Annotated in this window: 15 protein-coding genes; 7 read left to right on the forward strand and 8 right to left on the reverse strand. The window is 40.8% G+C overall.

Annotated elements, in window-relative coordinates:
• Positions 1–76: 76 nt before the first annotated feature.
• Together carB and carA are read right to left on the reverse strand one after the other, a co-directional pair.
• Positions 77–3,310 (reverse strand): carbamoyl-phosphate synthase large subunit, encoded by a 3,234-nt coding sequence (carB, locus tag CRO21_RS04135; RefSeq protein WP_097078037.1) that lies wholly within the window; start codon positions 3,308–3,310, stop codon positions 77–79.
• Positions 3,311–3,328: 18 nt separating this feature from the next.
• Positions 3,329–4,468: a glutamine-hydrolyzing carbamoyl-phosphate synthase small subunit gene (carA, locus tag CRO21_RS04140; RefSeq protein ID WP_097078038.1), complete on the reverse strand. Its 1,140-nt coding sequence runs from the start codon at positions 4,466–4,468 to the stop codon at positions 3,329–3,331.
• Between the two features lie 741 nt (positions 4,469–5,209).
• On the opposite strand from carA, the gene CRO21_RS04145 reads away from it, so the two are divergent.
• Positions 5,210–5,662 (forward strand): hypothetical protein, encoded by a 453-nt coding sequence (locus CRO21_RS04145; protein ID WP_097078039.1) that lies wholly within the window; start codon positions 5,210–5,212, stop codon positions 5,660–5,662.
• Between the two features lie 68 nt (positions 5,663–5,730).
• Here the strand turns inward: CRO21_RS04145 and CRO21_RS04150 are convergent, their stop codons facing one another.
• Positions 5,731–6,267, reverse strand: a complete 537-nt coding sequence (locus tag CRO21_RS04150) for a DOMON-like domain-containing protein (protein ID WP_097078040.1) — start codon at positions 6,265–6,267, stop codon at positions 5,731–5,733.
• A gap of 10 nt (positions 6,268–6,277) precedes the next feature.
• Positions 6,278–6,604, reverse strand: coding sequence for a YhbY family RNA-binding protein (locus CRO21_RS04155; RefSeq protein WP_097078041.1), 327 nt, complete (start codon positions 6,602–6,604; stop codon positions 6,278–6,280).
• A 195-nt stretch (positions 6,605–6,799) separates the two neighbouring features.
• Here CRO21_RS04155 and rlmE point away from each other — a divergent pair, with 195 nt between their 5' ends.
• From rlmE to CRO21_RS04180, 5 genes are all read left to right on the forward strand, one after another.
• On the forward strand, positions 6,800–7,456 hold the full coding sequence (gene rlmE / locus CRO21_RS04160) for a 23S rRNA (uridine(2552)-2'-O)-methyltransferase RlmE (RefSeq protein ID WP_097078042.1): 657 nt from the start codon (positions 6,800–6,802) through the stop codon (positions 7,454–7,456).
• A 129-nt stretch (positions 7,457–7,585) separates the two neighbouring features.
• A complete protein-coding gene (ftsH, locus tag CRO21_RS04165; RefSeq protein WP_097078043.1) occupies positions 7,586–9,490 on the forward strand; it encodes an ATP-dependent zinc metalloprotease FtsH in 1,905 nt (634 codons plus the stop codon).
• Between the two features lie 303 nt (positions 9,491–9,793).
• On the forward strand, positions 9,794–10,645 hold the full coding sequence (folP, locus tag CRO21_RS04170) for a dihydropteroate synthase (protein ID WP_097078044.1): 852 nt from the start codon (positions 9,794–9,796) through the stop codon (positions 10,643–10,645).
• A 77-nt stretch (positions 10,646–10,722) separates the two neighbouring features.
• The gene (locus CRO21_RS04175) at positions 10,723–11,034 is read left to right on the forward strand and encodes a DUF5713 family protein (RefSeq protein WP_097078045.1); all 312 of its coding nucleotides are present in this window, start codon (positions 10,723–10,725) and stop codon (positions 11,032–11,034) included.
• 33 nt (positions 11,035–11,067) lie between these two features.
• Positions 11,068–11,379, forward strand: a complete 312-nt coding sequence (locus tag CRO21_RS04180) for a YqfO family protein (protein WP_097078046.1) — start codon at positions 11,068–11,070, stop codon at positions 11,377–11,379.
• Positions 11,380–11,390: 11 nt separating this feature from the next.
• Here CRO21_RS04180 and CRO21_RS04185 read toward each other — a convergent pair whose 3' ends face one another.
• On the reverse strand, positions 11,391–12,194 hold the full coding sequence (locus CRO21_RS04185) for an enoyl-CoA hydratase-related protein (protein WP_097078047.1): 804 nt from the start codon (positions 12,192–12,194) through the stop codon (positions 11,391–11,393).
• A gap of 95 nt (positions 12,195–12,289) precedes the next feature.
• Between CRO21_RS04185 and CRO21_RS04190 the strand changes: the two genes are divergently transcribed.
• Positions 12,290–12,880: a nicotinate-nicotinamide nucleotide adenylyltransferase gene (locus CRO21_RS04190; RefSeq protein WP_228150350.1), complete on the forward strand. Its 591-nt coding sequence runs from the start codon at positions 12,290–12,292 to the stop codon at positions 12,878–12,880.
• Here the strand turns inward: CRO21_RS04190 and CRO21_RS04195 are convergent.
• From CRO21_RS04195 to queC, 3 genes are read right to left on the reverse strand one after another with little or no spacing between them, the layout of a single operon-like run.
• Entirely contained in the window at positions 12,877–13,350 is a 474-nt protein-coding gene (locus CRO21_RS04195; RefSeq protein WP_097078049.1) for a peroxiredoxin, read from the reverse strand. The two genes, CRO21_RS04190 and CRO21_RS04195, sit on opposite strands and share 4 nt — an antisense overlap.
• A gap of 20 nt (positions 13,351–13,370) precedes the next feature.
• Positions 13,371–13,832 (reverse strand): hypothetical protein, encoded by a 462-nt coding sequence (locus CRO21_RS04200; RefSeq protein WP_097078050.1) that lies wholly within the window; start codon positions 13,830–13,832, stop codon positions 13,371–13,373.
• Between the two features lie 23 nt (positions 13,833–13,855).
• Positions 13,856–14,524 (reverse strand): 7-cyano-7-deazaguanine synthase QueC, encoded by a 669-nt coding sequence (queC, locus tag CRO21_RS04205; RefSeq protein ID WP_097078051.1) that lies wholly within the window; start codon positions 14,522–14,524, stop codon positions 13,856–13,858.
• Positions 14,525–14,557: the final 33 nt, after the last annotated feature.

Consider the following 14,557-nt stretch of genomic DNA (forward strand, 5'->3'; position numbering starts at 1 on the left):
GGGGCCAGCAAGTTTCTTAAGTACCAAAAAAAAACTTCCGCCACCTCCGTAAAGGTGACGGAAGTGTCGAATATGATTAATCTACTGTTTGTAAATCCTGTAAACGATATACATCCATTGGTAATTTGATTCCTAATGCTTGGCAGACTGCATCAGCACCATTTAATGTTGTGGTGTAATACACTTTGCCTTGTAATGCAGAGCGGCGAATCGAGAACGAGTCTTGCTGTGCTTGTTTACCTTCAGTGGTATTAATAATGAGGTGTATCTCGCCATTTTTCAAGCGGTCAACGATATGAGGGCGACCTTCTGTGACTTTATTCACACGTTCACAGGCGATGCCAGCCTCATTAATCACATCATACGTACCACCTGTTGCAACCAGTTTGAAGCCATGTTCGACCAGTTGTTTGGCAATTCGTGCAACATGCGGCTTATCCGAATCACGGACTGATAAGAACACATATTTGGTTTCGCCTTCAGTTGGCTTGCCAGGTAAGCGATCATTGGAACCCAGTACTGCTTTGTAGAAAGCCTCACCAAACGTTTTGCCCACACCCATAACTTCACCAGTTGACTTCATTTCTGGCCCAAGTACCGGATCTACACCCGGGAACTTGGCAAATGGGAAGACGGCTTCTTTTACCGAGTAGTAGGTTGGGATAATTTCTGTAGTAAAGCCTTGTGAAGCCAGAGATTGACCCGCCATACAGCGTGCAGCAACCTTAGCCAGCGATTCACCAATACATTTCGATACGAACGGTACCGTACGTGATGCACGAGGATTGACTTCCAGAATATACACATCATTGCCTTTAACAGCAAACTGGACATTCATAAGACCAACCACGCCCAATTCTTTTGCCATGGCAACAGTTTGGCGACGCATTTCATCCTGAATCTCGGCAGACAATGAGTAAGGCGGAATAGAACATGCCGAGTCACCAGAGTGAATCCCTGCCTGTTCGATATGCTGCATAATACCGCCAATCACCACATCTTTGCCGTCAGAAACACAATCGACATCGACTTCGGTTGCATCATCAAGGAAATGATCCAGCAATACAGGTGCTTCATTTGAAGCCTGTACTGCTTCACGCAAATAACGTTTCAATTCTTCATCGTTATAGACGATTTCCATTGCACGACCACCCAGAACATAGGAAGGACGTACAACCAGTGGGAAGCCCACTTTTGCTGCTTCGGCGATGCCTTCTTCAGCAGATTTTACAATACTGTTACTTGGCTGACGTAGGCCGAGTTTTTGAATCATTTGCTGGAAGCGTTCACGATCTTCGGCACGGTCAATCGCATCAGGAGAAGTCCCGATAATTGGTGCACCGGCTTCCTCTAAGGCACGTGCCAGTTTCAATGGTGTTTGACCACCATATTGCACGATGATGCCTTTTGGTTTTTCGGTACGGACGATTTCCAGTACATCTTCCAGCGTAATTGGTTCAAAATACAAACGATCTGAGGTATCGTAATCGGTTGATACTGTTTCTGGGTTACAGTTGACCATGATGGTTTCATAACCATCATCACGCATCGCTAATGCAGCATGCACACAACAGTAATCGAATTCGATACCCTGACCAATACGGTTTGGTCCGCCACCAATCACCATGATTTTTTCACGATTTGATGGATTGGCTTCACATTCTTCATCATAAGTCGAATACATATAGGCTGTGCTAGAAGCAAATTCTGCTGCACAGGTATCGACACGTTTGTAGACAGGATAAACACCCAGATTCCAGCGTTGTTTGCGGAACTGCTTTTGTGAAATGCCCATTAAATCTGCAATACGAAGATCAGACAAACCTTTGCGTTTAAAACTGCGAATATTCTCGGCAGTAAGATCGCCAAAGCCTAATGTCTTGATTTCTGCTTCGGTTTTGACAATATCTTCAATCTGAATCAGGAACCAGCGGTCAATTTTGGTGGCTTCAAATACATCGTCCAGACTAAAGCCATGACGGAATGCATCAGCAACGTACCAGATCCGTTCCGGACCAGGAACTTTTAGTTCAACCTTGATTTTATCTTTGATATTTTCAACATCATCGGTAATTTTTTCATCAAAACCACTCACGCCAACTTCCAGACCGCGTAAGGCTTTTTGTACCGATTCTTGGAAATTACGGCCAATGGCCATGACTTCACCGACAGATTTCATCTGTGTGGTGAGCACAGGTTCGGCTTGTGGGAATTTCTCAAAGTTAAAGCGAGGAATTTTGGTGACCACGTAGTCGATAGACGGTTCAAATGACGCCGGTGTAATACCACCTGTGATGTCATTTTTTAATTCATCAAGGGTATAACCTACAGCAAGTTTTGCCGCAACTTTAGCAATCGGAAAACCAGTAGCTTTAGAGGCAAGGGCAGAGGAACGAGAAACACGAGGGTTCATCTCGATTACCACCATACGCCCATCTTGCGGGTTGATCCCGAATTGTACGTTGGAACCACCAGTTTCCACACCGATCTCACGCAATACAGCAATCGATGCATTACGCATAATTTGATATTCTTTATCAGTCAGGGTTTGAGCTGGCGCAACAGTAATCGAGTCACCGGTATGGACACCCATTGGATCAAAGTTTTCAATGGCACAGACGATGATACAGTTGTCTTTTTTGTCACGGACAACTTCCATTTCGTATTCTTTCCAGCCAATCAATGATTCATCGATCAATAACTGTTTGGTTGGAGAAAGATCGAAACCACGTTCACAAATTTCGATAAATTCTTCTTTGTTATATGCAATACCGCCACCGGAACCACCCATGGTAAAGGATGGGCGGATAATCACCGGAAAACCAAAACGAGCCTGAATTTGTAATGCATGTTCCATGCTTTCGGCAACATCGGCTTGTGGACATTCCAGTCCGATTTTACGCATCGCCTGATCGAATAATTTACGGTCTTCGGCTTTTTCAATGGCATCTTTACTTGCGCCAATCAATTCCACGCCATATTGTGCCAATATACCATGTTCATCAAGGGCAAGCGCACAGTTAAGTGCAGTTTGTCCACCCATGGTTGGCAAAACTGCATCGGGACGTTCTTTTTCAATGATCTGTGCAACAGTTTGCCAAGTGATTGGCTCAATATAGGTTGCATCGGCCATGGCAGGATCGGTCATGATGGTTGCTGGATTAGAGTTGACCAGAATGACACGATAGCCTTCTTCACGAAGGGCTTTACAGGCTTGTGCGCCAGAATAGTCAAACTCACAGGCTTGACCAATCACAATTGGACCAGCACCAATAATTAAGATGCTTTTAATATCCGTACGTTTAGGCATGATTTACTCGCTCTTGAATTACTGTTTTGCTGCTTCAATCAGTTCGATAAAATGATCGAACAATGGGGCACAATCGTGCGGACCTGGGCTGGCTTCGGGATGACCCTGAAAGCTAAAAGCAGGTTTGTCGGTACGATGAATGCCCTGATTTGTCCCGTCAAATAAGGAACGATGCGTGACTTTTAATGTCACAGGCAAGGTGCTTTCATCAACGGCAAAACCATGGTTTTGTGATGTGATCATCACTCTACCATCTTCGATGTTTTGAACCGGATGGTTGGCACCATGATGACCGTGACCCATCTTAAGGGTTTTTGCACCCGAAGCAAGAGCCAGAATCTGATGACCCAGACAAATACCAAATACAGGCAGGGTAGTCGTTTCAATTAACGTTTTTACCGCTGCAATGGCATAATCACATGCTGCCGGATCGCCTGGACCATTGGACAGGAATACGCCATCTGGATTGAGTGCCAGAACTTTTTCGATTGGTGTTTGAGCCGGTACCACAGTTAATTTACAGCCACGATCTGCAAGCATACGCAAGATGTTGGTTTTGACACCATAGTCGTACGCTACTACATGGTATTTAAGCTCAGGCTTGCTAAAACCCTGACCTAATTGCCATGAACCTTCTGTCCATTCGAAGCCTTCCGCATCACAGCATTCTTTGGCAAGGTCAAGACCATTTAAGCCACCGAATGCACGTGCTTTAGCAATCGCTTCTTCTTCAGAAATATTTTCGCCAGCCAGAATACAGCCGTTTTGTGCACCTTTATCACGTAGAATACGGGTTAATTTGCGTGTATCGATATCGGCAATGGCAACCACATTATGTTGTTTTAAATAGTCACCTAAAGATTGTGTTGCACGGAAATTGCTGTGTAAAAGTGGTAAGTCACGAATAATCAGACCATTTGCCCAGACTTTATGAATACGCCCAGACTCAGTATCTTCTTCATTGCAACCCGTGTTGCCAATATGTGGATAAGTCAATGTCACAAGTTGTTGTGCATAACTTGGATCAGTTAAAATTTCTTGATAGCCTGTCATGGCAGTATTAAAAACGACTTCACCAGTGGTGAATCCCATTGCACCGATAGACGTTCCTTTAAAGATCGTTCCATCAGCAAGGGCTAAAATGGCGGGGGTGCTCAAACCAAAGCTCCTGAATTTTAAGCTGTAAAAAAGCGAGAAGACTAAAAAAAAGAAGGAAACGTGTGTACGTCCACCTTTGGTCTACTCGCTTGTAACTTAAAAACGTATTGTACGCATGAAGTAGTGAAAAGTCTATTTAAAAATCGCTAAAACTTGGTGGAATATGGTTTATGAAAATACAGCATAAAATAATCAGATAAAGTGTAGAAGTGGTTGATCGCTATTTGCGTTTTAGGATTTAAGCTGCTTAAAAATAAAGAGTCCTATTTATATAGGTAGTATTTGATATTGCACATAATTTAAACATTATTTACGATATTCGAACGCCAATCTCAACTTATTTAAGAATATCATTTCTCACTGAGATATTAATAACCTTATGTTTTTGCAATTTTGGTTGCCTACGGCAACCAAAATTGTGAGGGGAGTTGGGGGCGTACGCCCCCACAAGCCCCCCGCCGAGCCGCCAAAGGCGGTGAGGCGAGCAATATTTGTGTAAAATTAACAATTTTAGATTACTTGTTAATCAGTTAATAGTGAATTAAAGTTGAGATTGACGTGATATTCGACTACCTCTATAAAACAATAGAAACTGTATGGTTTTTTACACCAAAAGTATTTTACTGCTATTCATCGGAAAGTTTTCTTAAACATAAATTGTCAGACAATTCTTATCACTGTTTGATTAAAAAAATAGTTAAATAATGATCAATTAAAATTCATTGATTGAAGGGCTTTATCATGACAGAACATACACCAAAACCGCAAGAACCTGTGACTAAAACAACCGTAACACCAGAGCCTGCATTGCAGGCAGCAGAAGCACAGCAAGTAGAAATTTCCGAACAAGAGGAACAAGTGAAAAAACAGGACTTTGCTCAACTTGTTCAGACCCAAATTATCGAATTAAAACAGGAATTTCTGAATAGAATTGAATCGATCAAGGCGCAGTTTCCACTTTCACAAGCAGATTTGCTGGAACTTAAAGATGTGGTGAAAGAAGAGTTTTCGACCGTGATCGAAGATGTAAATCAGGTATCCAAAGAAATTAAACAGGAAATAAGTGATATTTCTGCAAAACATAAGGAACAATTGGCAGAAATTTTTAAACGCTCAAAACAGCATACCGTGGAAGCATTAAATAAAATTAATCTGTCACAACCAAAAGAAAAGAGTGATCAAACCGAATCCTGATCTAGAGATAAAAAGGTTAAGAAAAAGAACAGGCAAATTTAGATTGGCATGTTCTTTTTTTATGTCTTTTAAAGTTGATGTAGCCAATCTCTTTTATTATGAAAATCTGCTTGGCGGCCACTATGTTGCATGGCAAACAAATGCTGTTGCTTTGCAGTGAGAATGACAGCCGACATCCCTAAAAAAATATCCCGGCTTTTGAGTTGCTGTTGATATAAGAAAGGGTTGATATCGAGTGTTGCTGTCATACCGAATTTGGTACGTTGCAGATCAACCAGTTCAATATCATTGGTGGTTTGAGGCGGCATGTTTTCAGGATAACGATATTCCTCAAATTGATAGGCTTGCCAAGCATTTGAAGATGAAAGGTTGATTTCTCGATAGATATCCTGATCTTTCACGCCGATAAAAAGCTCAAAACAGGTTTTTTCCCACAGATAGTCCCGACGAGGAAAACCTGCGACTTTATCATCCCAGATAATCGACTGATTGGGATCATTGACCCAGAACCCAACCTGTATAATTCCTGTACCCGGTGTTTCTATTGCGCCAATCACCTGTATATTATGGGTTGGTTCAAAAGAAACTAAATCGAAAGTTGCCATAATCAACCCATCAGGAATTGATTAAATGTGCGTAGCGCACAAGATTGGATAATTTTTGATTTTGTTGCGGTGCTTTTTTGTAAAGCAGTACAATTTTACCAATTTGTTGAACACTTTGTGCTTGAGTACGCTCAATTAATTCGGCAATGAGTTGATTACGTAACTCACGATCTTCTCCGCCAATTTTCACTTTGATAAGCTCATGGTCATTTAATGCGCGTAGGGTTTCTTCAATGACATTATCTGTCAAACCATGGTTGCCAATCATGACTACAGGTTGTAAAGAGTGACCAATTTGACGTAAACGCTTACGTTCTTGAATTTTTAATGCAGACATTTATTGCAAACCACTTATAAAAACGCTTTATTCTAATCTTTTTTTTATGATAAAACTAATCAATCAGATGATTTTATTTTATATTAAGGTTTTCTTTTAAAGAATTTAGGCTTTAAAGCGACAATCACTTACTGCAATTGGATTTTTTTTCACGTACAATGTTCAATGTTTTATCGATTTCTTCAATGAACTATCATGGCAACCAAAATTACCAATCAAAAATTATCCAAAAGTAGTCGAGCCTGGATGCGAGAGCATTTAGATGACCCTTTTGTAAAGAAAGCGCAAAAAGAAGGTTATCGTGCTAGAGCTGCATATAAGTTATTAGAAATTCAGGAAAAATATAAGCTGATCAAGCCCGGCATGACAGTCGTTGACTTAGGCGCTGCGCCAGGCAGTTGGTCGCAGATTGCAGGAAAGCTGGTCGGAAATAAAGGGCTAGTGATTGCATCAGACATTCTGGAAATGGATGCTTTACCCGATGTCACTTTTTTACAGGGTGATTTCCGTGAGCATGAAGTTTTCGAAAAATTGTTAAATATTTTAAATGGACGCAAGGTAGACCTTGTAATTTCCGATATGGCACCCAATACATCAGGTAATAGGGCTGTCGATCAACCACGACAAATTTATTTATGTGAGCTGGCACTGGATTTTGCACAAAAAGTGCTGGGCCCACATGGACAAATGGTGGTGAAAGTGTTTCAGGGAACTGGATTTGATGAGTTTCGTAAACAGATGGTGGACGGTTTTGATGTTCTGAAAACTGCAAAACCCGAGGCTTCTCGTGCTAGATCAAAAGAGGTTTTTTTGATTGGACAGGGACGGAAAAAAGCGTTACAAGCTCAGTAGCAAATTGTCTATTTATAGACATGCGAATGAACTGTAAAGCTGATAGAATTTGTGTTTAGCATTTTGGTTAGGTAGAGTTTTCAGTTTGAAATCACATCTACTCAGTTTAATAAATATGGGAATAATGCTTTGAGCGATATCTTCAAGAATGCCGTACTGTGGCTGATTATCATCGGTGTTCTGATACTAGTCTTTAGTAATTTCAGCGGCCAAAATAAGACTGATACCTTAAATTACTCTCAATTCGTGACGGCTGTTGAAGCGAAACAGATCAAACAGGTCACAATTGATGGCGAACGTATAACTGGTACCAAAGCGAATGGCACTGAGTTTGAAACGATTCGTCCTGATGTTTTTGATCCACAATTTGTACCAAACCTGTTGCAAAACGGTGTAGAGGTTCAAGGCACTGCACCACATCGTCAAGGCTTATTGATGCAATTGTTAATTGCCAGTTTTCCGGTATTGCTGATTATTCTTCTATTTATGTTTTTTATGCGGAACATGGGTGGCGGTGCTGGCGGTAAAGGCGGACCAATGAGTTTTGGTAAGTCTAAAGCCAAAATGTTACCTGAAGATCAAATTAAAGTGACATTTGCCGATGTTGCAGGATGTGATGAAGCCAAACAGGAAGTGGTAGAAATTGTTGATTTCCTAAAAGATCCTACAAAATTTAAACGTCTTGGTGCTTCTATTCCTAAAGGCGTATTGATGGTAGGGCCTCCTGGTACAGGTAAAACTTTATTGGCAAAAGCCATTGCTGGTGAAGCAAAAGTTCCATTCTTCAGTATTTCAGGTTCGGACTTTGTCGAAATGTTTGTCGGTGTGGGTGCATCTCGTGTACGTGACATGTTCGAACAGGCAAAACGCCACGCACCTTGTATCATCTTTATTGATGAGATTGATGCGGTAGGTCGTCATCGTGGTTCCGGTACAGGCGGTGGTCATGATGAACGTGAACAGACCTTGAACCAAATGCTGGTAGAAATGGATGGTTTTGAAGGGAATGAAGGAATTATCGTTATTGCTGCGACCAACCGGGCCGATGTATTGGATAAAGCTTTATTGCGTCCGGGACGTTTTGACCGTCAAGTGATGGTGGGTCTTCCTGACATTAAAGGTCGTGAACAGATCCTGAATGTTCACCTGAAAAAATTACCGTCTGTGACAGGGGTTGATGTTCCTGTTCTGGCACGAGGTACACCAGGTTTTTCTGGTGCGCAACTTGCCAACCTTGTTAATGAAGCAGCATTGTTTGCAGCTCGCCGTAATAAAAATACCGTCGATATGCATGACTTTGAAGATGCAAAAGACAAGATTTATATGGGACCAGAACGTAAATCCATGGTAATCCGTGATGAAGAGCGTCGTGCGACGGCTTATCATGAATCCGGACATGCGATTGTTGCGGAAATTCTTCCTGGTACAGATCCTGTGCATAAGGTTACTATTATGCCGCGTGGCTGGGCACTGGGTGTCACTTGGCAGTTGCCAGAACAGGATGCAATCAGCAATTATAAGAACAAAATGCTCAATGAAATTTCGATTTTATTTGGTGGTCGTATTGCTGAAGAAGTTTTTATTAATCAGCAGTCAACCGGTGCTTCCAACGATTTTGAACGCGCAACCAAAATGGCGCGTGCAATGGTTACCAAATACGGTATGTCGGATAAATTGGGCGTGATGGTCTATGAAGATGAGAACACACAAGGTTTCTTTGGTAATGTCGGTAATCGTACGATTTCTGAAGCAACCCAGCAGCAAGTGGATAGCGAAATTCGACGTATTCTGGATGAGCAATATAAAGTTGCTCGTGACATCATTGAGTCGCATAAAGAGGTTGCCCATGCGATGGTAAAAGCTTTGATGGAATGGGAAACCATTGATCGTGATCAAATCCGTGACATCATGGAAGGTCGTGATCCACAGCCACCAAAAGTTTATGTCTCAGATAATCCGGTGCCTTTGGCTGAGGTCAGTATTTCAACTGATCCAACGACTCCACCACCATTGCCATCTTTGCCTAAAGCTTAAGATTGTAGAAACCACCTTCGGGTGGTTTTATTTTGTAAATTTGAAAACTTCGGAGTGTAAATAAATAACAATAAATCCGATTGCTAGATAAAAAGATAGGCCTACAAAATTGATATTTGGTGAAAAGGTAAATAGTGATTTAAAACATCAATTGCGACCCAAATAGAGGTAATACATAGAAAGGCGATAAAATAACGTTGATAAATCATTATAAATGGCCATTCAATAAGTTTTATAAATTGTACGCTTGTAAATACAAAAATGAGTACAATAGCATTGTATCAGCTAGGATTTTTACCAATCATGCATTTAATCCCATTGCCATCAAAAGTTTTAAATTGTGGAAAACAACAATTGGATTTATCCGTACCTCATATTATGGGTATTCTGAATGTCACGCCGGATTCTTTTAGTGATGGTGGATTGTATTATAATAAAAATCAGGCCATAGAATATGCCTTGCGCATGATTGAAGATGGAGCCAGCATTATTGATATTGGTGGTGAGTCAACTCGTCCACATGCGGCTGTGGTATCTATTGAGGAGGAATTACAGCGCGTAGTGCCTGTGGTTGAGGAATTGGCGAAACATGATATGGTTTTGTCGATTGATACCAGTCAGCCGGAGGTGATGAAAGCAGCAGTACAAGCTGGCGCACATATCTGGAATGATGTCCGGGCATTAAAACGTCCACAGGCTTTAGAGACTGCGGCAGAACTGGATATTCCTGTGGTGTTGATGCATATGCGTGGCGAACCAGATACTATGAATAATCTGGCAAATTATGATCATGTGACTTTGGAAGTAAAGCATGAACTACTGCACAAAATTGAACAAGCATTGGCAGTGGGTATTCAAGCCAAAAATATTATCATTGATCCCGGCTTTGGTTTTGCCAAAAATGCCAGTCAAAATTTAACATTATTGCGCGAATTATGGCAGCTCAATGTATTAGGCTATCCGATTCTATCGGCTCTGTCGCGTAAACGCTTTATCGGTGAGGTATTAGATGGTGCAGCACCGATGGATCGTGATATTGCGAGTGTTGCAGGACATTTGTTCTCAATTCAGCAAGGTGCATCAATTGTCCGCACGCACAATGTCAAAGCCACAGCAGATGCGATTAAAATGTGGCAAGCAATACAAACCGTCTAAATGAACAAAGACCTACTCAATTAGAAAATCGAGTGAGTGACAAATGATGATGACCAAAATGTTTAGGCGAAAAATACATGAATGATAATCTATTGCTACCGATGTATGAAGATGATTATTATGCTGATGATTTAGTGGATCAAATCAAAACAGTGTTGATTGATTTCTCGTTGCGTGTGCAGAAAACGACGAAGCCAGAAGATATTTATAGCTTTGCCAATGAGGCTGTACAAAAGATCAATCGCTTAAAGCCTTTATTTGAAGAAAGGGAATGTGCCATTGATGATGTTGCTGCCGATTATATTGCCGAAGCGATGCTAATGATTGTTCAAGATTCTGGATATTTTGATTTTGACATACAGGAATTGATGGCATACAAGGAATTTTAATTGTTGCTGTTTAGACGCAGGGGTTAGGATCTGATGCTAAAACTGATTTACTATGTACCGGAATCACATCTTGAAACCACTAAAACTGCGATCTTTCAAGCGGGTGCAGGTGGTATCGGAGATTATCGCGAATGTGCATGGCAAGTAAAAGGAATTGGACAATTCAAGCCGATTAATCAGGCAACACCATTTATTGGTGAAGTCGGAAAACTGGAATGCGTGGAAGAATGGCGGGTAGAAACGATTGTGAATGAACACAGTGCGCTTGCTGTAAAACAAGCTCTTCAACATAGTCATCCTTATGAAGAGCCTGCTTTTGAATTTATTCAAATAATCGACATTTAATTGTTTCAATGTTAATTGAATTGGGAAAAATCAGGTTTACGTTTTTGTTTAAATGCAGTCAGTGCTTCTAGCATTTCAGGGGACTGTACCCGCTGCATAAAGATTCTGGCTTCATGATCAATCCATTCTACAATCTCATCAAGATTGGCTTTCATTAATGCTTTCGCCTGTTTAAGCGATGCTAATGGAAGCTGTGCCAGATGTTGTGCTGTTTGTTCTGCTTGTAGATAGGCATCTTCACTAATCTGTGAAATTAATCGGGCTTGTAAGGCTGTTTGTGCATCAAATTTACGGGCGGAAAGTAATAGATCTGCTGCCAGTAAATAACCTGCCTGTTGCTGTAATAATTTGCTTGAACAGCCTTCAGGGGATAAGCCTAGACTGGTAAACGGAAACTGGAAAATACTCTTTTCATCAGCATAGACAAAGTCGGCATGTAAAAGTAAAGTTGCGCCAATACCAATTGCAACGCCTTTTACCGCAATAATCAGTGGTTTGGAAAATTTGGCTGCGGCTTGTAACAGTAAAAATGAGGGATGAAGCGTATCGCTGGTAGCAGCTTGAGTATTGTTGATGTTTTTGGCAAAGTCCTGCATATCATTTCCGGCACTAAAATCTGCATTAGCACCACGTAAAATGACACTTGTTACTTCGTTTGCAGCATCAGCCTGATATAATGCCTGCTCGATTGCAAGGTATAATTCACCATATATTGCATTTTTGGCTTCAGGGCGATCAATTGCTAAGGTTAAAATTCCATTTTGTAATTGCGCATGAAGATGGGGAATTTGAGTATTTAAACAATCTAAGCTCATTTTTTCTATCCAAGAGGAAATATCATGGGTTTAAGGTGAGTATAGTTTTAGCAAAGTTTGAGAAAACTGTACAGTTCACACAAATGGAAGAGCTTATGTTAGGCATACAAAAAAAGTTTGATTATCTCGTGTTTATTGGGCGTTTTCAGCCTTTTCACTTTGCACATAAGGAAGTGATTGATATTGCATTTGACATGAGTAAAAACGTTATTCTGGTTTTAGGTTCTGCACAAAACGAACGTACCATTAAAAATCCATTTTCCATTGCGGAACGTGAACAGATGATTCTGGGGAATTTTAATGTTGATCAGCAACGGCATTTATTCTTTGTTCCGATTATTGACTTATATAATGATAAAAAATGGGTAAAGGCAGTGACAGACGGGGTGACAGCGGTGACAGGAGAGGGGCACAAAGTCGGCTTAATTGGTCATTTTAAGGATGAAAGCTCGTATTATTTGAGATTATTTCCAGAATGGGAATTGGTGGAACTGGATAATCTAAAAAATGCTTTATCTGCTACACCGTTACGGGAGAAATATTATCGAGGGGAGATTGATCGTGAACATTTTCCTGATAATGTACAGCAATTCTTACAACAATTTAAAAATAGCGAATGGTATCCGAAGCTACAACAATATTATTTAAAGCGGGATTTGTCCGTTGTGAATCAACAAGAAGCCTAGGCTTCTTGTGGTTGTAATTTTTTAATTTCTGCCAAAACGATTTCGGCATGACCAGCAGCTTTGACTTTACGGAAACTTTTGACCAATTTGCCTTGATGGAAAATAAAAGTAGAGCGTTCTATGCCCATTACTTTTTTCCCATACATATTTTTCTCTTTAATCACATCAAAATGTTGACAGAGTTTTTCATCTGGATCACTGATTAAAGTGAAATTAATGCCTTGTTTTTCGATAAAACGTTCATGACTTTTGAGGGAGTCACGCGATATGCCCACAACTTGGATATTCAATGCTTTAAATTCATCATTAAACTGCGTAAATTCATTGGCTTGTGTGGTGCAGCCCGGCGTTGAATCTTTTGGATAAAAATAAAGGACAAGCCAATTCTGATTGAGTTGACTCAGATTGATATCGCCCTGAGTTGAAGACAAATTAAAGTCAGGTAAGCGAATATCTTGTTGTGTATCCATTATTTTTATCCTTGTAAAAGTTAATTTTTCGCAGCAGCTTGTGCTTGCTGAGTTAATTTAGTTAATTTTTGATCCAATGCTGTACCTACACATTTTTTGATACTATCACCCTGCTTTTTCATCAAAGAAACTTGCAGTTGTTCAAATTTGGTTTTGTTTTTTGCATTGGCTGCACTTTGTAATTCCCAAGTTTCTGCTGTAGTGACTTGTCCTTCAGCGGTGACGCTACATGAGCAAAGCTTATTTACATCAGCTTGTGTCAATGCTTTACTGCTAACGGCTGTTTTATATTTAACGCTACAGGCTTTCACTAATCCACCACGAATATCCGAGCTTTTGGCCGCAGTTTCCAGACTTTTTTGATATTCAGCTTTTAATGCTTCAAATTCTGCTTGTGAACTTTTGGCATCTGCTGCAAAAGCAGCTGAACCGAACAGGGTAGAACAGGCAATAAGAGTTGCGGTAAGTAATTTGATATTCATAATATTTTGTCAGTTCCTAAAAATCACATGATATAACGTGTTGGATCAGTAACATTTGCTTCGACAAAGCCTTGATGACGTAATCGGCAGCTATCACATTTCCCACAAGCCCGGCCCTGATCGTCGGCTTGATAACACGATACGGTTTGGGAGTAGTCTAACCCATGTTTTAATCCGAGCTGTATGATATTCGCTTTGGATAAATGTAACAGAGGTGTTTCAATTTTAATGGGATGACCTTCGATGCCGGCTTTTGTTGCTAAATTTGCCATTTTGGTAAAGGCATCGATATATTCGGGACGACAATCGGGATAACCGGAATAATCTACTGCATTCACGCCAATGACAATGGCTTCGGCCTCTTTGACTTCGGCCAGTGCCAGCGCATAAGATAAAAAGATAGTATTGCGTGCAGGGACATAGGTAATCGGAATACCATCTTCTAATTGTTCCGGCACATCCAGATTGTGATCGGTAAGGGCAGATCCGCCGATATTACCTAGATCGATATTGATAATACGATGCTCAAGCGCAAATTGTTGTGCCAAGGTTTGCGCCGCTTTGAGTTCACTGGTCGAGCGTTGACCATACATAAAGCTAATCGCATAACAATCATACTGTGCAGCGGCCCATGCCAGACACGTACTGGAATCTAAACCACCTGATAATAAAACAACAGCTTTAGGGCGCATGGAACAAACCTATATCAAAAATTGCAGCGCTTG

This window comes from Acinetobacter puyangensis (assembly GCF_900096995.1).
Lineage (GTDB): Bacteria > Pseudomonadota > Gammaproteobacteria > Pseudomonadales > Moraxellaceae > Acinetobacter > Acinetobacter puyangensis.